This is a genomic window from Flavobacterium sp. AC274 (assembly GCF_979258275.1).
The window spans coordinates 202,368-220,983 of sequence record NZ_OZ409852.1 but is presented as its reverse complement, the minus strand read 5'-3'; the positions used below and the strand labels follow the sequence as shown (position 1 = coordinate 220,983).

General features: G+C 33.4%; 15 protein-coding genes. 6 read left to right on the top strand and 9 right to left on the bottom strand.

What is annotated here, in order from left to right; all coding sequences use genetic code 11:
* Window positions 1-147: 147 nt before the first annotated feature.
* Window positions 148-1,095 carry an outer membrane beta-barrel protein gene (locus tag ACZZZT_RS00965; RefSeq protein ID WP_463459139.1) on the top strand — a complete coding sequence of 316 codons (948 nt, stop codon included), beginning with the start codon at window positions 148-150 and terminating at the stop codon, window positions 1,093-1,095.
* 204 nt (window positions 1,096-1,299) lie between these two features.
* Here ACZZZT_RS00965 and ACZZZT_RS00960 read toward each other — a convergent pair whose 3' ends face one another.
* From ACZZZT_RS00960 to ACZZZT_RS00945, 4 genes are all read right to left on the bottom strand, one after another.
* Window positions 1,300-2,292: a Gfo/Idh/MocA family protein gene (locus ACZZZT_RS00960; protein ID WP_463459138.1), complete on the bottom strand. Its 993-nt coding sequence runs from the start codon at window positions 2,290-2,292 to the stop codon at window positions 1,300-1,302.
* Window positions 2,293-2,738: 446 nt separating this feature from the next.
* Entirely contained in the window at window positions 2,739-4,847 is a 2,109-nt protein-coding gene (locus tag ACZZZT_RS00955) for a prolyl oligopeptidase family serine peptidase (RefSeq protein ID WP_463459137.1), read from the bottom strand.
* Between the two features lie 125 nt (window positions 4,848-4,972).
* Window positions 4,973-7,180, bottom strand: a complete 2,208-nt coding sequence (locus tag ACZZZT_RS00950) for a TonB-dependent receptor (protein WP_463459136.1) — start codon at window positions 7,178-7,180, stop codon at window positions 4,973-4,975.
* Between the two features lie 151 nt (window positions 7,181-7,331).
* On the bottom strand, window positions 7,332-7,685 hold the full coding sequence (locus tag ACZZZT_RS00945; protein ID WP_042563325.1) for a hypothetical protein: 354 nt from the start codon (window positions 7,683-7,685) through the stop codon (window positions 7,332-7,334).
* Between the two features lie 192 nt (window positions 7,686-7,877).
* Here ACZZZT_RS00945 and ACZZZT_RS00940 point away from each other — a divergent pair, with 192 nt between their 5' ends.
* Window positions 7,878-8,612, top strand: coding sequence for a porin family protein (locus tag ACZZZT_RS00940; RefSeq protein ID WP_463459135.1), 735 nt, complete (start codon window positions 7,878-7,880; stop codon window positions 8,610-8,612).
* On the opposite strand, the gene ACZZZT_RS00935 is transcribed toward ACZZZT_RS00940, so the two are convergent.
* The gene (locus ACZZZT_RS00935; protein ID WP_463459134.1) at window positions 8,607-9,212 is read right to left on the bottom strand and encodes a hypothetical protein; all 606 of its coding nucleotides are present in this window, start codon (window positions 9,210-9,212) and stop codon (window positions 8,607-8,609) included. The two genes, ACZZZT_RS00940 and ACZZZT_RS00935, sit on opposite strands and share 6 nt — an antisense overlap.
* Before the next feature lie 358 nt (window positions 9,213-9,570).
* On the opposite strand from ACZZZT_RS00935, the gene ACZZZT_RS00930 reads away from it, so the two are divergent.
* The 3 genes from ACZZZT_RS00930 to ACZZZT_RS00920 all read left to right on the top strand — a co-directional run bounded on the left by ACZZZT_RS00930 (window position 9,571) and on the right by ACZZZT_RS00920 (window position 13,652).
* A complete protein-coding gene (locus tag ACZZZT_RS00930) occupies window positions 9,571-12,039 on the top strand; it encodes a bifunctional UDP-N-acetylmuramoyl-tripeptide:D-alanyl-D-alanine ligase/alanine racemase (RefSeq protein WP_463459133.1) in 2,469 nt (822 codons plus the stop codon).
* Between the two features lie 67 nt (window positions 12,040-12,106).
* Complete coding sequence (gene mscL / locus ACZZZT_RS00925) at window positions 12,107-12,490, top strand: large conductance mechanosensitive channel protein MscL (RefSeq protein ID WP_073394697.1); 384 nt, start codon at window positions 12,107-12,109, stop codon at window positions 12,488-12,490.
* A gap of 172 nt (window positions 12,491-12,662) precedes the next feature.
* Entirely contained in the window at window positions 12,663-13,652 is a 990-nt protein-coding gene (locus tag ACZZZT_RS00920) for an aspartate-semialdehyde dehydrogenase (RefSeq protein WP_073395027.1), read from the top strand.
* A 286-nt stretch (window positions 13,653-13,938) separates the two neighbouring features.
* On the opposite strand, the gene ACZZZT_RS00915 is transcribed toward ACZZZT_RS00920, so the two are convergent.
* The 4 genes from ACZZZT_RS00915 to ACZZZT_RS00900 all read right to left on the bottom strand — a co-directional run bounded on the left by ACZZZT_RS00915 (window position 13,939) and on the right by ACZZZT_RS00900 (window position 16,494).
* Complete coding sequence (locus tag ACZZZT_RS00915; protein WP_042563328.1) at window positions 13,939-14,256, bottom strand: 2Fe-2S iron-sulfur cluster-binding family protein; 318 nt, start codon at window positions 14,254-14,256, stop codon at window positions 13,939-13,941.
* Window positions 14,257-14,319: 63 nt separating this feature from the next.
* On the bottom strand, window positions 14,320-14,805 hold the full coding sequence (locus ACZZZT_RS00910) for a hypothetical protein (RefSeq protein WP_463459132.1): 486 nt from the start codon (window positions 14,803-14,805) through the stop codon (window positions 14,320-14,322).
* Between the two features lie 213 nt (window positions 14,806-15,018).
* Window positions 15,019-15,258 (bottom strand): NifU family protein, encoded by a 240-nt coding sequence (locus ACZZZT_RS00905; RefSeq protein WP_026982674.1) that lies wholly within the window; start codon window positions 15,256-15,258, stop codon window positions 15,019-15,021.
* A 108-nt stretch (window positions 15,259-15,366) separates the two neighbouring features.
* Entirely contained in the window at window positions 15,367-16,494 is a 1,128-nt protein-coding gene (locus ACZZZT_RS00900) for an Mrp/NBP35 family ATP-binding protein (RefSeq protein WP_463459131.1), read from the bottom strand.
* A gap of 424 nt (window positions 16,495-16,918) precedes the next feature.
* Between ACZZZT_RS00900 and ACZZZT_RS00895 the strand changes: the two genes are divergently transcribed.
* Window positions 16,919-18,541 carry a L,D-transpeptidase family protein gene (locus tag ACZZZT_RS00895; RefSeq protein WP_073394701.1) on the top strand — a complete coding sequence of 541 codons (1,623 nt, stop codon included), beginning with the start codon at window positions 16,919-16,921 and terminating at the stop codon, window positions 18,539-18,541.
* The last annotated feature ends 75 nt before the right edge of the window (window positions 18,542-18,616 follow it).

Below are 18,616 nucleotides of genomic sequence, written 5' to 3'. Positions count from 1 at the left end.
TTTTTTTAAGTTAAAATTATGCGTGCATAATAGTTTTTTAGTAATATTGCTCAAAATTACAACGTTTTCGTACAAAGGGAAGTATCACAGAGTACAGGAATATGTTAAATTATTATAAGTTTGTATAAATTAATTAAAATCAGAATTATGAAAAAGAGCCTATTTTTATTAGGATTATTAGTTTGCTCTATGGCCACAATGGCGCAAACAGAAACAGCAGATAAACCAGAAAGCTGGTATTTTAAATTAGGAGGATCATATTTTATTCAAACAGCAGCTACGGAATTTCCAATTGTAAATGGTCAGGCTCCTAATACGGATGTTTACGCAGCAGATGGTACTACTTTAATTTCGAGAGAAACAAATCATGGGTCATTTGGAGAAGGTTTTCGTTCCGGATTAACTGCAGGTTATCGTTTTTCGACGCGTTTAGGAGTTGAAATGGGTATTAACTATTATTCCAGTGCTGATAAGTTGATGGTTGAAACTACAAATCGTTTAGTTCCTGGAACTACAAATGTTTTTGTTACAGGAGATGCTGTAGGAAAAATTAGAGCTTGGGATTTATCACCTTCATTAGTGTTATTTTTGGGAGAAAGTAAAGGTTTTGAACCCTATACAAAAGTAGGCGTTATTGTTCCTATTCACGGTGATTTAACTATTGATACTAATCGTGAGTACTATACTGTAGCACCAACCAGAACGACAGTAGCAAAAACCTATGCTGAAGACGTTGTAAAACCTAACCCAACTCTTGGTTTTATGGCTGCAATTGGAACTTCTTATAAATTAGGTAAAAAACTAGCGTTATTTGCTGAAATTGAATATAGAAACTTTACTGTTCACGGAGATACAAAAGAAACTACTGTGTTTACTGAAAACGGAGTAGATAAATTGCATGCACCATCTACTTTCAGACCAGATGCTTCGTATTCTGCGATTCATACTAATTATGTAGATAAATTAACTACAAGTTCTAATAGTAAAGTAACTAATGCAGCCGGTTTTGATAACACAAAAGCTACTGATGATATTAGTTCATATGTTGGAATTTCTGGTGTTGGTTTGACTTTCGGATTACGATACAGCCTATAATTTTCTAAAAGAAAATTTTATAGTTTATAAAAAAGAGGATATTCGTTAGGGTATCCTCTTTTTTGTTTTTCACGTCTTGTTTGTCATCCCGAGGAACGAGGGATCACACTAGTACTTCCGTAAAGCACATCGACAATCTTTGTCGAGCTTCTAGTGTGATCCCTCGTTCCTCGGGATGACAAAATTGTGTGATAATTCATTTCGTTATTTCAAACTTCTAAACTCCTTCAAAACTTCATCAATAACCCAGCTTGTTCTTGCCCCAGAAGTTCCTTTAGAAGGAGAAACTTCTTCACTACCTAAAAGCTCGGCAACAACAGTTTCAATAAATGGCTGCTGAATATGTAATGGATTTTCAATCGTGATACTTTCTTTCTCGCCATTTGTATATTGAACATGAATCGGGTCATTTCCAAAAGTTGAGAAAGAGATTTTTCCTTTATCACCCACAATTTCCGTATTATCATAACGTTCAAAACTGGCAAAATTCCATAAACCCGTTCCGTGAATTCCATTTTCGAATAAAAACGACATCGAAACCGAATCTTCTGCAGGATATGCCTGAAGCTGTGAACTTGCATGTCCGCGAACCGATTTAATCGGACCCAAGACAAAATCAAGAAAATCTAAAGTATGACAAGCCAAATCGACAAAAATTCCACCGCCCGAAATATGAGGTAAAACTGTCCATGGCAAGTTGATCTCGTCGTCGTAACGTTCTTCAAACGGATGATACAAAACGCAATTTACGTGTCGTATAGTTCCTATTTTATTTTGATCGATTAGTTCTTTTATTTTTAAAAATCTTGGTAAACTTCTTCTGTAATATGCCACAAAAAGCGGAACATTATGTTCTTTGCAAACGCTGATCATCTCGTTGCATTCTTCAAATGTCAAAGCCATTGGTTTTTCAACATATACCGGTTTTCCGGCTTTGGCACACAAAATGGTATATTCTTTATGAGAAGATGGAGGAGTAGCAATATAAACAGCATCGACTTCAGGATCATTTATTAAATCTACGGCATTCGAATACCATTTGGGAACATTATGACGTTTGGCGTAATCTTCGGCAAGAGCGGCGTCTCTTCGCATTACAGCAACTAACGCTGAGTTTGGACTTTTTTGAAATCCTGGCCCGCTTTTAACTTCAGTTACATTTCCACAACCTATTATTCCCCATTTTACAATTTTCATTTGTTGGTTTTTTAGTTTTCTCAAATTTAAGAGAAAAGAATTGGTTAAAAAAGGTTCGCCACGAATTCACGAATTATTTTTTCACGCAGATTTTAAAAAGATTTAAACAGATTCGTGCAGATCTTATTTTTCAAATTAAATAAATCTGCTCAAATCTGCAGAATCTGCGTGAAACAAATCTTAAAAAAGTTCGCCACGAATTTCACTAATTTTCACTAATTCTTTGCGGTTAAAAGTTTGCCACAGATTAAAAGATTCTCACAGATTAATGCAAAAATTTACCATGAATGACACGAATTTAATTAGTGAAAATTCGTGAAATTCGTGGCAAAAAAACTTTACAGATTTTAAAATCATTCTAATCCCCTAATCTGTGGCAAAAAAATAGCCACAAACTCACAAAAATAATTCGTGAATTCGTGGCTATAAAAATTATAGACTAAAGTTTACTTTTTCGGTAAAGCCTTAAATCCCATATTGTAAAGCGTGAACGCCTGAATATCTACATTTTCCTGAATTGTAGCTGCAACAGATTTTCCTGCTCCATGACCCGCTTTTACATCAATACGAATCAAAACAGGATTGTCTCCGGTTTGTTTGTCCTGTAATTCTGCAGCAAATTTAAAACTGTGTGCCGGAACAACGCGATCATCATGATCTCCTGTTGTTACCATTGTTGCCGGATATTGAACACCTTTTTTTACATTTTGTACTGGCGAATATCCTTTCAAATATTCAAACATTTCTTTATTGTCCTGTGCTGTTCCGTAATCGTAAGCCCAGCCTGCACCGGCAGTAAAAGTATGGTAACGCAGCATATCCATAACGCCCACGGCTGGTAATGCTACTTTCATTAAATCAGGACGTTGTGTCATTGTTGCGCCTACTAATAAGCCTCCGTTTGAACCTCCGCGAATCGCTAAGAAATCAGATGAGGTATATTTTTGTGCAATTAGATATTCCGCAGCAGCGATAAAATCATCAAATACATTTTGTTTGTGCAATTTTGTTCCCGCGTCATGCCATTTTTTGCCGTATTCGCCACCACCTCTTAAATTCGCCACCGCATAAACGCCTCCGTTTTCCATCCAGACAGCATTTGCAATACTAAATGCCGGAGTTAAACTAATATTGAATCCACCGTAACCATAAAGGATCGTTGGGTTTTTACCGTCTAGTTTTGTCCCTTTTTTATAGGTAATAATCATCGGGATTTTTGTTCCGTCTTTTGAAGTGTAGAAAACCTGTTTAGATTCATAATCTTCACTTTTAAAATCTACTTTAGGTTTTTGATATACTTCTGATTTGCCTGATTTTGGATCAAAAGAAAAAATACTTCCCGGAGTTGTATAATTGGTAAAGCTATAATACAATACTTTTTCATGTTTTTTACCTCCAAATCCACCTGCGGTCCCTACGGCTGGAAGTTTGATATCGCGAACTAATTTTCCGTTATAATCATATTGCAAAACCAATGAAACAGCATCTTTTGTATAATTAGCAAATAAATATCCGCCGCCTGTTGAAGGTGCTAAAACATTTTCTGTTTCCTTGATGAAATCTTTCCAGTTTTCTGGTTTCGGATTGCTGAAATCTACAGATACAACGCGTTTGTTTGGCGCATTAAAATCGGTTTCGATGAATAATTTACTTCCATCATTATCAATAATAACATTGTCGCTGTTAAAATTATCAACAATGGTTATAATTGGACTGTTTGGAGTGGTTAAATCTTTTATGTAAAGCTCATTTCCATAAGTAGAATTAGCTGCTGTAATTACCAAATAATGATTGTCTTCGGTAACATAGCCGCCCACATATCTACGTTTTTGATCGGCACCAAAAATAACTTTATCTTCTTTTTGTGAAGTTCCTAACTTGTGGAAATACAATTTATGCTGATCTGTTTTGGCAGATAATTCACTTCCTTTTGGTTTGTCGTAACTAGAATAATAAAATCCTTCGTTTCCTAACCATGAAACACCGCTAAATTTTACATCAACTAAAGTATCTTCAAGGACTTTTTTAGACAAAGCATCAATAATGATTACTTTTCTCCAGTCGCTTCCGCCTTCAGAAATAGAATATGCAGCTTTATTTCCATCTTTAGAAAAATCTATACCGCCAAGTGAAGTCGTTCCATCTTTAGAGAAAGTATTCGGATCCAGAAAAATTTCTTCTTTTCCTTTTTCATCTTTTCTATAAATAACCGATTGATTTTGAAGTCCGTTGTTTTTAGAAAAATAAGTAAACTTTCCTTCTGTATACGGAGCGCCTATTTTTTCATAATTCCAAAGTTTTTCCATTCGTTTCTTTAACTCTTCACGAAACGGAATTTTATCCAAATAGCCATACGTAACTTCATTTTCGGCTTTTACCCAGGCACCGGTTTCAGCAGATTTATCGTCTTCAAGCCAACGATACGGATCGCTAACTTTAGTATCGAAATACACATCAACAGTTTCGCCTTTTTTAGTTTCGGGATATTTAATATTATTTTGCCCAAATGAAATCCCTGCAGTAGTAATAGCCATTATAAGAATTGTTTTTTTCATAGTTTAGGTTTGTCAGTTGTAGCAAAAATAGCACTTTTTGTGTTAAAAAATAAACCATATAAGTTATATAAGTAAATGTAAGCAAGCTTAAATGAACTTATATAACTTATATGGTTTTAAAAAAATTAGATATTGAAGTTTACTCCTAACACAATATTTCTTCCAATATTTGGTACACCGTCAGTTTTTAATCTCGAAAGATGTGCGATATATTTTTTATCGAATAAATTGTTTCCGTTCAGGTTTACATCAAAAGCAGTTTTACCCAATTTTACTGTTCCTCCAAAACCTAAATTTACTAAAGTATATCCTTTTGAAGCCGTTTCAAAACCACTTACATTACTTTGATCAAATGTCGAAGAAACGTTTAAAGAAGCATATCCTTCTTCAAACCAATTTTTGATTTTAAATTCGGTTCTTAGCGTATTGTTCCAGTTGTTTGCCGGAATCAAAGGCAAATAATCATTGTTGTCTTTTTTACCCGTAACCGTTTCAAAACTAGTTTCAAAATGCAACCAGTCTAAAGGATGTGGATGAAAATGTAAACCAACTTCACCTCCGTATAATTTTGCATTATCCTGAATATAGGCAAAAACATCATTATCGTCTAAAACATCTCCGGTTGGCGAAGTATAAATGTAATTGTTGATGTGATTGTAAAATCCGTTGATAAAGAATTCAAAATGCGAATTTTTATATTCTAAATTCAAATCAGTCTGAACATTTTGTTCAGTTTTCAAATTAGCATTTCCAATTTCATAACGGTTTGTTCCTTCGTGAACGCCGTTTGAAGTTAACTCAGCAAGATTTGGCGCTCTAAAACCAGTCGCAACATTTAATCGAAGTGTTAAAGGTTCAGCCAATTTTGTTTTATATCCAAGAGAAGCATTAAAACTGTCAAATGATTTGTCTAAAGGAAGAAAATAACCTTCTTCGCCTTCAGTTCCGTGCGCTTCAGAAGTTACGTTTCTGTTGTCAAAACGCAATCCGGCTTGTAAAACGCTGTTATTCCATTCGTAATTGGCAGTTCCAAAAACACCAAAATCATTTGTTGTAGCATCCGGAATCAAATATTCTTCACCAGAGTTTTTGTTCGTTTGGTGCATTCCCTGAACACCTAAAATCGTTTCAATTTTACCAAATTTCGGAAAATGATATTTTGCATTATAATTTAAAGTATTCAGTCTCATGTGTAAAGAAGCCTCGTTGCTGTCTTCAAATTCACTTCTGTCATTTGAAATGTATCCCAAATCAACATCTAGTTTCGAATTTTTGAAAAAGATTACATTGTTTAAACTCAACAAATGATTGAAAATTCCCTGTCTTGGAAATTGTGTGTCTTTGCTTGAAGATTGTTCACCAATTCCGTCTTCCGGAATTCCGATATCCAGTTTATTGTAGTTGTATCTTAAAACACTAGAAAAGCTGGAATTACTGTATCCAATTCCGGTTTTAAAATCGGTTTCATTATAACGTGAATTTGTTACGCGATCGCCATCGGCAATTTTATAATCAGAATGTGTGTTGTAACTTCCTCTAGCTAAAAATTTCCAGTTGTCTGTAGAAGTTTTTAATCCAATAGATGAATTGCTTCCTTGTGTATTCGTGAAATATTTTTGACTGAAATTCGCTTTAAAAGTCCCGGCATCAGCAAACTTTTCAGGATTAAAATATAAAACTCCTCCCAAAGCATCAGAGCCATATAATAAAGAAGCCGGTCCTTTGATAACTTCAACACTTTCAATTCCCGCATCGTTTAAACCTAAACCATGTTCGTCTCCAAATTGTTGATTTTCAATTCTTACACCTTGAGAATATACCAAAACACGATTTCCGCTTAAACCTCTAATAACCGGTTTTCCGATAGAAGTTCCGGTAGAAATTTGAGAAACTCCGGGAATCGTTGCCAAACCTTCGATTAACGTCGAAGTTCCTTTTTGCTGTAATGTTTTGATGCTTTCATGCTCGACTTTCATAACGTTTTGCGATTGCAATTTGTTGAAAGGAGTTGAAACGACTACTTCATCCATTTCAAAAATAGATTCGGTAAGGATTATATCTAAAGTGTTGTCTTTTAATATTTTGGAAATGGTTTTGTTTTGAGTTGTATATCCAACAAAAGCAAAAGCAAGTCGTAAACTTCCGTTTGGAAGATTTTTAAATTCGTATTTTCCGTTTTCGTCAGTGGTTGTTCCTCTGTGCAATTCAGGCGCATATACAGAAACGCCGGGCATGGCTTGGTTTTCAAGATTTGTTACGGTTCCTGAAACAGAATTTTGAGCCGAAAGCAGGCTCGAAAACCCTAAAATAAGAGCTAATATTATTTTTTTCATTTGAAAATGATGCTATAGTTAATTGATTTTTTCTTTAAACTAAAACATGAAATCAAAGTAAACTTGCCAATCCTGATACATTTTCAAGATGGAAAACTTGCCTGTTTCGCATTAGAATAAAGACTTTTTTGATTTTTTCGAATAATCGAAATTAAGAAACTAAAGCTGCGGGCGGACCACGTAATAAATAAGCACTTTCTGAAAATGAAAATATTTTTTCTGAACGTGTAAAGAAATAAGGAATTTCTTTGTGTAAAGTATAAAGTTGAAATGAAAATTCTTCTGGAATAATATAACTTCCAAAAGCAAAATGACAAACATAACACAAATCATAATCATGATGCTGATGCGTTATTTCTCCGTTTGGATCACTATAATCATGATGACATTGTTTCTCTGAAAGCTGCTTTACAATATGCTCATAACTGTGTATCGACTGAAACAATATTGAGAACAATACTGTCAGCGCCAAAGAAACACTTAATATGAGCTGCTTTTTTTTCATGCATGACAAAGGTATAAAAGAGCAATGAATAATCGATTTGTTTTTTTGATTCTATTACTGATTTATTGAAAATAGTGCAATGAAAGAATTTATTCGTAGCGAAAAAAAGAATAATTTCGTGTTAATTCACTTCTTGAGCCAGCATTATATTATATTTGTAAGTGAAATAAATCAACTCTAAAAAACGTTTACTTGAGAACATCCTTAAAACCAAAATACGATATGCGATTCCTTTTTAGTTGTTTATTTATAATGTCGTTTTTTAGTGTTTTTTCTCAGGAAGAAACAAAACCTAAAATAGAACCGATTGTAAAAATCGATTCATTATATCGTGAAGATCAGTTTTATTTTTCGATCACTTATAATTTGTTAACCCAGATCCCGGAAGGCCTTAAACAAAATAAATTTTCTGCAGGACTTTCTGCAGGATTTTTGCGCGACATGCCAATTAATAAAAAAAGAACCGTTGCAATTGCTACAGGTTTAGGATTAAGCTATCAGAATTATTTTCAAAATCTTACTATTTCTAAACTGCCCGACGGAGGTTTGGCTTATGCCGTAAGTGACTATAATGATATTACTTCAAATAGATACAGACAATATTTGGTCGATCTTCCAATAGAATTTCGATGGAGAAATTCCACTTATGAAAGTTATAGATTTTGGAGAATTTATGGAGGATTTAAAATTAGTTATGTCTTTTCTAATAAATCTGTTTTAGACAATGGCGAAGAGAAGTATGTAGTTAAAAATAATCCGAATATAAATAAAGTTCAATATGGCGTTTATCTCGCTGCAGGTTACAATACCTGGAATGTTTACCTTAATTACGGATTAAATCCTTTGTTTAAAGACGTAATTACTACTTCTGGACAAAAAATAGATGTTAGAACCTTAAATGCGGGATTGATATTTTATATTTTATAGCCACAGATATAAAAAGAGCATTTGCGGAAATATACCAAGTGCCAAACCAATAAGCAGCTCTTTATTTGTGTGCGCTTCCATAACTAATCTTGATGATGCTACAATTCCCGTCAGGAAAACCATCAACGCAGTCCAATAAGGATTTTGCATTTGCAAGTGAATGCTTAACCCGATAACAAAAACAGTAAATCCGCTAATTGCCATCATGTGCAAACTTGCCTTTATTTTGAAAAGGGATCCTATTAAAGCCAAAATTGTACTGAACAAAGCACCAAGAAAAAAGAAATGTAATTCAGGATAACGCATAATAACAATGCTTCTTTTTACCAATAAAATATAAAGAAAACATTGTAAAATAAGCGGAATTTTGCGTTGCGAAGTTTCATGAACCATTACAGATTTTACATGTCCCGTTGAGCGAAGGAGCATAAAAAATAATATGGGAACCAAAATTGTAATAATCAGAATTTGAAATAAAACATAATATTTCTCCTGATTTGTAAAAATATCACCTTTACAAAACAAATAAAATAAAGTAGCATACATCGAAATAAAAATCGGATGCAATATATAGGAGAATATCGGGAGTATTTTTTTCAAAATCTTTAATTTGAGGTCTTCACAAATATAGGGAAATATTTTTTTTTGCCACTAATTACTCGAATTTTCACTAATTCTTTGCGATTAAAAAATGTTAGCCACAGATTAAAAGATTCTCACAGATTGTGAAATCATTTTTAATCCTTTAATCTGTGGCAAATAAAAATTCGTGCTAATTCGTGAAATTCGTGGCGCATCTATTTCAATATTTGTTTCACGCAGATTCTGCAGATTTGATAAATAAAAATCTGTGTGCATCTGCTAAAATCTTTTTTAAATCTGCGTGAAAAATAATTCGGGAAAATTTGTGAAATTAGTGGCAAACCTTTTTTTAAATTTGACAAAAGAAATTTCCAAAATGAGCATAAATTTAAAAAACCTTGTATCAGTTCTTGAAGCCAAATGGATTGGTACTGAAACTGCTATTTTTATCGATCATATTTCGATTGACAGCCGTTCGTTGCAAAACGGATCGCAAACTTTATTTTTTGCCCTATCTGGGATAAATAATGATGCTCATTTATATATTTCAGAACTTATAGACAAAGGTGTTCAGAATTTTGTTGTGCAGTATATTCCTGAAAATTGCGAGAGAAAAGCCAATTTTCTGGTTGTAAAAAACACTTTAAATGCATTGCAGCATTTTGCGGCTTATTACAGACACCTTTTCGATTTTCCAATCATCGGCCTGACCGGAAGCAACGGAAAAACGATTGTAAAAGAATGGCTTAATTTTTTACTAAGTCCGGATTATAATATTATCAGAAGTCCAAAAAGTTACAACTCACAAGTTGGCGTTCCGCTTTCTGTAATTGCGATAAACGAAAAACACAATTTGGGTATTTTCGAAGCTGGAATTTCGACGGTTAACGAAATGGACAAACTCGAAAAAATTATTAAACCAACAATTGGCGTGCTGACCAATATTGGTACGGCGCACGATGAAGGTTTTTTAAATTTAGTGCAAAAGATTGACGAAAAACTGCTTTTGTTTAAAGATTGTCCGGTAATTATTTATCAAAAAAATGAAACTGTTGATTCCTGTATGTCACAATTTGCGGCAGAATATATGCTTCATCCGCGAAAACTTTTTTCATGGAGTTTTAGGGACCAAACCGCAGATGTTTTTATTCTGAAAAAAGAAAATAGAAACGATAAAACACGTATTGAATATCAATATAAAAATGAAATTTTCGATCTTGAAATTCCGTTTCAGGATTCTGCTTCAATAGAAAATGCTATTTCTTGTTTGCTGGTTTTGCTTCATTTTGAGTATGATTCTGCAACAATTCAAAATCGCATGCAAATGCTATATCCGGTAGAAATGCGCCTGGAAGTTAAAAACGGAATCAACAACTGCAGTATTATTGATGATAGTTACAGCTCCGATTTTCAATCGCTGAAAATCGCGTTGGATTTTCTGGAAAGTCAAAAAAAGAATGCTTCAAAAACGGTTATTTTATCAGATATTTTTCAAAGCGGATTTTCAAATGAAGAATTATATTCTAAAGTTGCCCAGCTTATTTCAGACAATAAAGTAAATCGCGTTATTGGCATCGGAACAACGATTTCATCTTTTAAAAACAAGTTTTCCAATTGTATTACGTTTCAAAATACAGCAGAGTTTATTGCGCATTTTGAAAGCCTGAATTTTGCCAATGAAACTATTTTAATAAAAGGGGCAAGATCATTTCAGTTTGAAGAAATCGTGACTTTACTAGAAGAGAAAACACATGAAACGATTCTCGAAATTAATCTTGATTCGATTAGTCATAACTTAAATTTTTTTAAATCTAAATTGGCCAGTGATGTAAAAATCATGGTAATGGTAAAAGCGTTTGGTTATGGAAACGGTGGTTTGGAAATTGCCAAATTGCTGGAACATCATAAAGTCGATTATTTGGGTGTGGCTTTCGCCGATGAAGGAATCTCGCTTAAAAATGGTGGAATTAAATTGCCAATTATGGTTTTAAATCCGGAATCGACGAGTTTTCCATCGATTATTCAATATCAGTTAGAACCTGAAATTTATAGTGTAAAAGGATTAAATGCCTTTTTAAAAATCGCACGAGAAAAGAATCTAAAAGATTTTCCGATTCACATAAAACTCGATACCGGAATGCATCGTTTGGGTTTTGAAGAAAATACATTAACCGAATTAATTGAAACCTTAAAAGGAAACACAACCGTTAAAGTGCAAAGTGTTTTATCACATTTGGCAACAAGTGATGATATGAATCATTATGATTTTGTAATTTCTCAAATTAAGTTATTCGAAAAATTATCATCAAAATTAATTTCAGAATTAAATATTAATCCAATTCGTCATATTCTGAACACTTCTGGAATTAGCAATTTTCCTGATGCGCAATTTAATATGGTTCGTTTAGGAATTGGTTTATATGGGGTTTCAAACGATCCTGCAGAACAAAAATACCTGGAAAACGTAGGAACTTTAAAATCGATTATTTCTCAGGTTCGCACGATTCCGGCAGGCGATAGCGTAGGTTACGGACGCCGTTTTATGGCAGAGAAACCTACTAAAATTGCGACAATTCCAATTGGCTATGCAGACGGAATTTCACGTTTGTGGGGAAATGAGGTAGGTTATGTTGTCATTAAAAATCAAAAAGCCTCAATTGTAGGTAGTGTTTGTATGGATATGTTAATGGTTAATGTAACCGAAATTGATTGTAAAGAAGGAGATTCGGTTATTATTTTTGGCGAAAGCCCAACAGTAACAGAGATTGCAGATGCTTTAAAAACAATTCCTTATGAAATTCTGACTAGTATTTCTCAACGTGTAAAAAGGGTATTTTTCAGATAGTTTGCTGTAACTTTAAAGAAAATTCCGTATTTTCGATATCTATTAATTACAAATAAAATGAACAGTTATGGGAATATTTTCTGAATTTAAGGAATTTGCAATGAAAGGCAACGTAGTCGATTTGGCTGTCGGTGTTATTATTGGAGCTGCTTTTGGCAAAATTGTAAGCTCATTAATCGAAAATGTAATTACGCCTTTAATATTGAAACCTGCTCTTGATGCGGCACATTTATCTACTATCGAAGAGCTTACGGCTTTTGGAGGCGTAAAGTATGGTTTGTTTCTTTCGGCAGTAATTAACTTTATAATTGTGGCTTTTGTTTTGTTCTTAATCATTAAAGGAATAAATAATATTAAAAAGAAAGAAGTTCCGCCACCAGCTGCTCCGGCAGGACCAACGCAGGAAGAGCTTCTTATTCAAATTAGGGATTTATTAAAAAATAAACAATAATATAATATACCGCTACACTAAGTCTAACTTAACCGCTTCTTTATTGAGGCGGTTTTTTTATTTTGTTTAATTTGTAACATTTTGTTATTTTTTGTGAAGCACCTTGTTTTGACTTTTATTATGTATACTTTTGCATTATAAATTAGATTTAATTCATACTAAAAATATAAAAATGAGAATAGCGGTTGTAGGTGCCACTGGTATGGTTGGCGAAGTAATGCTTAAAGTGTTGGCAGAAAGAAATTTTCCTGTTACAGAATTAATTCCTGTTGCATCTGAAAAATCAATAGGAAAAGAAATTGAATATAAAGGAACAAAATATAAGGTTGTAGGGATGCAAACAGCAGTTGATATGAAAGCTGATATTGCTGTTTTTTCTGCAGGAGGAGATACATCATTAGAATGGGCTCCAAAATTTGCTGCTGCCGGAACAACCGTTATTGATAATTCGTCGGCATGGAGAATGGATCCGACTAAAAAATTAATAGTGCCGGAAATCAATGCAGATACTTTGACAAGTGCAGATAAAATTATTGCAAATCCAAACTGCTCTACTATTCAAATGGTTTTGGCATTGGCACCTTTGCACAAAAAATACAACATTAAAAGAATCATTGTTTCTACTTACCAATCTATTACCGGAACGGGTGTAAAAGCAGTTAGACAATTAGAAAATGAATACGCAGGAGTTCAGGGAGAAATGGCATACAAATACCCGATCCATAGAAATGCGATTCCACATTGTGATAGTTTCGAAGAGAACGGATACACTAAAGAAGAAATGAAATTAGTTCGCGAAACTCAAAAAATTCTTGGTGATAATACCATTAGAGTTACGGCTACTGCAGTTCGTGTACCAGTTGTTGGTGGACACAGTGAAGCGGTAAATGTTGAGTTTACAAATGATTTTGATGTAAACGAAGTACGTGAAATTTTGCACAATACTGATGGAGTAGTGGTTCAGGATAATTTGGACACATTTACTTACCCAATGCCATTGTATGCAGAAGGTAAAAATGATGTATTTGTGGGTAGAATTCGTCGTGACGAAAGCCAGGAAAACACATTAAACATGTGGATTGTTGCTGATAACTTAAGAAAAGGAGCTGCGACAAACACGATTCAAATTGCTGAATATTTAATTCAGGCAGGTTTGGTATAAACTAGAGATTAAAGAAAATTGTTATAAAGGAAAGACCGTAATTGCAGCAATGTGATTACGGTTTTTTTGTTGATAAATAAAGTTCAGTTTCTTTGGCAAACCGGACAGGTTTTTATCCCGAGGCTTCGGGACTGTCCGGTTTAACTTATTGACAGACATAAAAAAAGCGAGAAGTATAAAAAATCCCCGCTTTTTTAAATATTCTAGAATTAGCTTCAAATAAAAAATTCCAATAGAACGACCAGCACTATTGGAATTTGGAATTTTAAAATATTGTAATTTATTCTTAATATTCAGGTGCCAGTTCTAATTCCAGACCTTCTAATTGCTCCGTAATTGGAATCTGACAACCTAAACGGCTATTAGATTTAACATAAAACGCTTCCGAAAGCATGGCTTCTTCCTCATCTCCCATTTCAGGTAATGCAACATCATTTAGAACGTAACACTGGCAAGAAGCACACATGGCCATTCCTCCGCAGGTTCCCTCAACAGGAAGTTCGTATGCCTTGCATAACTCCATTATATTCATTGCCATATCAGTTGGAGCTTGTAACTCGTGTATAACTCCTTCTCGATCTTTAATCTTTATTAATACATCCATTTTTAATGTTGGAATTTTTCTGATTTAGGATTTAATAACGTGAAAAAATCCTTTTTGTTTATTTTAACTGCCTGGTTTTGTACTAAACGCGTATTCTTTTTTGTTTCCTTCTTTTTGGCGCATTTTTACACCCAGAATATAACCGTTTTTTTCTAATAAAGTTACAACAGCTATCACTGAGTAATAATCTCTATCAGCCTGGAAAATTAGCGTTCCTTCATAAGTTGAGTTTACAACACCTTGTTTATCGGTGCTAACAGAAACTTTTCTTGGGTGTGAAAATTCTGCAGAGCTGTAAGTTGCTTTATTGGCAAATTTAGCTTTTCCGTCGCAGAAATCATATAAAAAATCGTAATTACCAATTCTTAAAGTTCCTTCTTCTTCATTTGAATTTGTCGAGAACACAATTTTTCCTGAATAGGTAAAATCAGACCATTCTTCTGCTTCGTTCAGATAAGCTTTGTCAACAACGAGTGTTGTTACATTTTGTTGAGCATAACTCGCTGAAACAAAAAACATTAATAAAAATAGAGCGTAAAAATTCTTCATATATTTCGGTTTAAGGGGTTACGTCACAAATTTAAGTTAAAAATGTAACAATACCTTACTGAAATATCTTAAAACTTTAGATACTTTTTTAATAAAATCGCAAAAACAAGCTTTTTTTTGAATGTTTTTTGAGTTTTTCGAAATCAAAATCATTAAAGGTCAAATATTCTTGTTAAATCAGAATTTTCTTAGTGACCCTTAAAATTATGTTTATTACATGATATTTACCACTGTTTCTATTTGTGGAGCATATTTTTTTATAGTAGTTTCAACGCCCGCTTTTAGCGTCATTTGATTTACGCTACAGCTAATGCACGCTCCTTCCAGACGAACTTTAACATGTTTGTCATCGTCTATAGAAATAAGTGTAATGTCTCCTCCGTCAGAATTTAAAAAAGGTCTGATTTCGTCAAGAGCCAATAATACGTTGCTTGTTAATTCTTCTGTTGTCATAATATTTATGTGTCAATTAGAGCGAATTAGATAATTAGATAATGCAATTAGAAAATTTTAAATCCTCCAAATATCACTATCTAATTATCTAATTTTCTCATTATCTAATTATTTCTTTACTGCTGAACAACCTGCCATAGTTGTAATTTTAATAGCTTCGGTAGCAGGTAAGCTTTCATTTCTGTTTACCGTTTCCTGTACAACATTACGGGTAATTTCTTCAAAAATAGTTTCAATTACTGATGCTGTTTGTAAAGCCGCCGGACGACCATAGTCTCCCGCTTCACGAATTGATTGTACAATTGGCACTTCTCCTAAGAAAGGAACATCTAAATCTTCTGCAAGGTTTTTAGCTCCTTCCTGACCAAAAATATAATATTTATTGTCAGGTAATTCTTCCGGTGTAAAGTAAGCCATATTTTCTATAATTCCCAAAACAGGAACATTAATATTGTCCTGCATAAACATGGCAACTCCTTTTTTAGCATCGGCAAGAGCCACCGCTTGTGGTGTACTTACAACAACTGCTCCTGTAATTGGCAATGACTGCATGATCGAAAGATGAATATCTCCTGTTCCCGGAGGTAAATCGATTAACATGAAATCTAATTCTCCCCAATCTGCATCAAAAATCATTTGGTTTAATGCTTTTGCTGCCATTGGTCCTCTCCAGATTACAGCCTGGCTTGGAGCTGTAAAAAATCCGATAGAAAGTATTTTGATCTCATAACTTTCGATAGGTTTCATTTTAGATTTTCCATCAACTATAATCGAAGTCGGTTTTTCGTTTTCGACATCAAACATAATAGGCATAGATGGCCCGTAAATATCCGCATCAAGAACTCCAACTGAAAATCCCATTTTTGCTAATGTTACCGCTAAATTTGCCGTAACAGTAGATTTTCCAACTCCACCTTTACCAGAGGCAACGGCAATTATATTTTTGATTCCCGGAATGGCACGACCTTTAATTTCGTTTTTCTCCGGAGTTTCTACTTTAATGTTGACTTTAATTTTTGCTTCTGGAGATACCAATTCAAGAATTGTTTTTTTGATATCATCTTCAGCTCTTTTTTTAATGTGCATTGCCGGAGTATGTAATACTAAATCGACTACAACTTCGTCACCAAAAGTTAATACATTGGCAACAGCTCCACTTTCAACCATATTTTTTCCTTCTCCAGCTACGGTAATTGTTTCCAAAGCTTTAAGAATTTCTTTTCTGTCTAATTTCATTTTATTGTCGTGTTTGTATGGACTGAAATTAATTTAAATACTGTTTTTATTTAAACTCATTTCAGACTGCAAAGATAAATGATTCTGTTCGGATTTTGGCTTTTTTGTATTGGATTTGTTGATATAGAGATTATTCAAACCAATACAATCGAATTTTTTATTTTTGGTTTTGAATTGTAAGAAAAAAGAAGATCATAATTTAAATTATTTTCTAATGGATTATAAATGTTAATAAATGTGAATTTTCGTATGATTTTGTAGTTTGCGGTAAAATGCTCTTCAATTTATTTTGTATCTTTGAGTACCCTAAATTTTTTGATTTTCTACTATTATAAAAGATAGACGGAAGCTTATTTTATGGTATTTTATAGTTTTCGCTGTTTTTTAAATAAGATTTTTTTCTAAAATTTAAAAAGATAAAACAATGCGAAATTCTACCTTCTTATTTTTATTTATCGTAGTGGGGTTTTTATTTTCTTCTTCCGGTTTTGCTAATAATGAAAAACCGAATCTGCCTCATAAATTGCCTTTAATCGGGAATACTTTGCTTCCTAAAAAATCACTTACAAGATTCAATGTTGATAGTGTTTCTATTATGCAATTTTTCAAAACCTATTCTAAGTTAAAAAAATACCAGAAAGATGTTTTAGAACTCTATAAAAAAAGAGAATACAATACAATTTGGTACGACGATAAAAGAGTTAGCGAATTCGGACATTTGCTGTATGAAAAAGTCGATTTATTGAAAGAGCAGGGAATCGAGAAAAAGATGCCTTATAAAGATGAAATCGATGAGATTTTTAATGAAAATGTTACCGATAAACCTTCTCAAATTAATACCGAATTACTATTAACAAGCATGTATGTGTTTTACGCGAGTAATGTTTATTCTGGCGAAGATGCGGCAACCCTGAAAAAAATAGGATGGTACTTGCCAACCAAAAACATTTCGTATTCCAGAATATTAGACTCTCTTATTGTTGATCCCGCGCGACTTAATCAGGACGAACATCTTTTATTTGGTCAATATTATAAACTTCAGGATGTATTGAAAAAATACAGAACTATCGAAAAGAATAACTTATGGAATAAAATTGATATTGATAGTGCAACATACAAAGAGCTAAAACCAATGGATAGCTCAGCAATGGTAGGACAAATCAGGACACGTTTGTTTGTTGTGGGAGATTTAAAACAAGACTCTAAAAGAAATGTTTATGATGAAGAAATGATGGCAGGCATATTAAATTATAAAAAAAGATATGGACTTAAATTAAATTACACATTAACGAGAGAGCATATCGATCAAATGAATGAACCTGTTTCGAATAGAATTCGAACTATTATGCTCAATATGGAACGCTGCCGCTGGATACCAACAAAATTGGCCAAAGCAAATGAATATATAATGGTTAATATTCCGTCATTTAGGCTGTTTTATGTCAAAAATGGCAAATACGAAATAGTGTCTGATGTTTTTGTGGGTACCAGAATGACAGAAACGGTTATTTTTAGCGGAATGATGGACAGAATAGTTTTTAGCCCATATTGGAACGTTCCGCAGAGTATAATAGATAACGAATTAAAACTCAAAATTGCGGGCGATAAAAACTATCTGGAAGAAAATAATATGGAGTGGAATGGAGGTCGCGTGCGACAAAAACCAGGACCTAAAAATTCTCTGGGATTAGTAAAATTTATGTTCCCGAATCCCAATGATATTTATTTGCACGATACGCCTGCGAAGAGTTTGTTTGAATTTGAGAAACGAACCTTTAGTCACGGATGTATAAACGTAAAAGAAGCAAAACCATTAGCATTGGCAATTTTAAAAGACAATCCTGACTGGCCGGTTGAAAAAATAGACAAAGCAATGAGCGGAGAAAAAGAAACGCCTTGTGTTCTTAAAAACAAAATTCCAATTTATATCGGATATTTTACCGCATGGGTAAATGATGAAACCGGCGAAATTAGTTTTTTTGCAGATGTTTACGATAGAGACAAACAACTTGACAAACTATTATATTCTGATGTTGTAATGAAATAGATCAATATTCATTTTTAAGAAGAATAAAAAATACCCGTTAGATTTATAAAATCTAACGGGTATTTAAAAAAATGG

Bases quoted from the DNA above. Each gene is read 5' to 3' on its own strand.
- ACZZZT_RS00965 (WP_463459139.1), top strand. From the start codon at position 148: ATGAAAAAGAGCCTATTTTTATTAGGATTATTAGTTTGCTCTATGGCC.
- ACZZZT_RS00960 (WP_463459138.1), bottom strand. From the start codon at position 2,292: ATGAAAATTGTAAAATGGGGAATAATAGGTTGTGGAAATGTAACTGAA.
- ACZZZT_RS00955 (WP_463459137.1), bottom strand. From the start codon at position 4,847: ATGAAAAAAACAATTCTTATAATGGCTATTACTACTGCAGGGATTTCA.
- ACZZZT_RS00950 (WP_463459136.1), bottom strand. From the start codon at position 7,180: ATGAAAAAAATAATATTAGCTCTTATTTTAGGGTTTTCGAGCCTGCTT.
- ACZZZT_RS00945 (WP_042563325.1), bottom strand. From the start codon at position 7,685: ATGAAAAAAAAGCAGCTCATATTAAGTGTTTCTTTGGCGCTGACAGTA.
- ACZZZT_RS00930 (WP_463459133.1), top strand. From the start codon at position 9,571: ATGAGCATAAATTTAAAAAACCTTGTATCAGTTCTTGAAGCCAAATGG.
- mscL (WP_073394697.1), top strand. From the start codon at position 12,107: ATGGGAATATTTTCTGAATTTAAGGAATTTGCAATGAAAGGCAACGTA.
- ACZZZT_RS00920 (WP_073395027.1), top strand. From the start codon at position 12,663: ATGAGAATAGCGGTTGTAGGTGCCACTGGTATGGTTGGCGAAGTAATG.
- ACZZZT_RS00915 (WP_042563328.1), bottom strand. From the start codon at position 14,256: ATGGATGTATTAATAAAGATTAAAGATCGAGAAGGAGTTATACACGAG.
- ACZZZT_RS00910 (WP_463459132.1), bottom strand. From the start codon at position 14,805: ATGAAGAATTTTTACGCTCTATTTTTATTAATGTTTTTTGTTTCAGCG.
- ACZZZT_RS00905 (WP_026982674.1), bottom strand. From the start codon at position 15,258: ATGACAACAGAAGAATTAACAAGCAACGTATTATTGGCTCTTGACGAA.
- ACZZZT_RS00900 (WP_463459131.1), bottom strand. From the start codon at position 16,494: ATGAAATTAGACAGAAAAGAAATTCTTAAAGCTTTGGAAACAATTACC.
- ACZZZT_RS00895 (WP_073394701.1), top strand. From the start codon at position 16,919: ATGCGAAATTCTACCTTCTTATTTTTATTTATCGTAGTGGGGTTTTTA.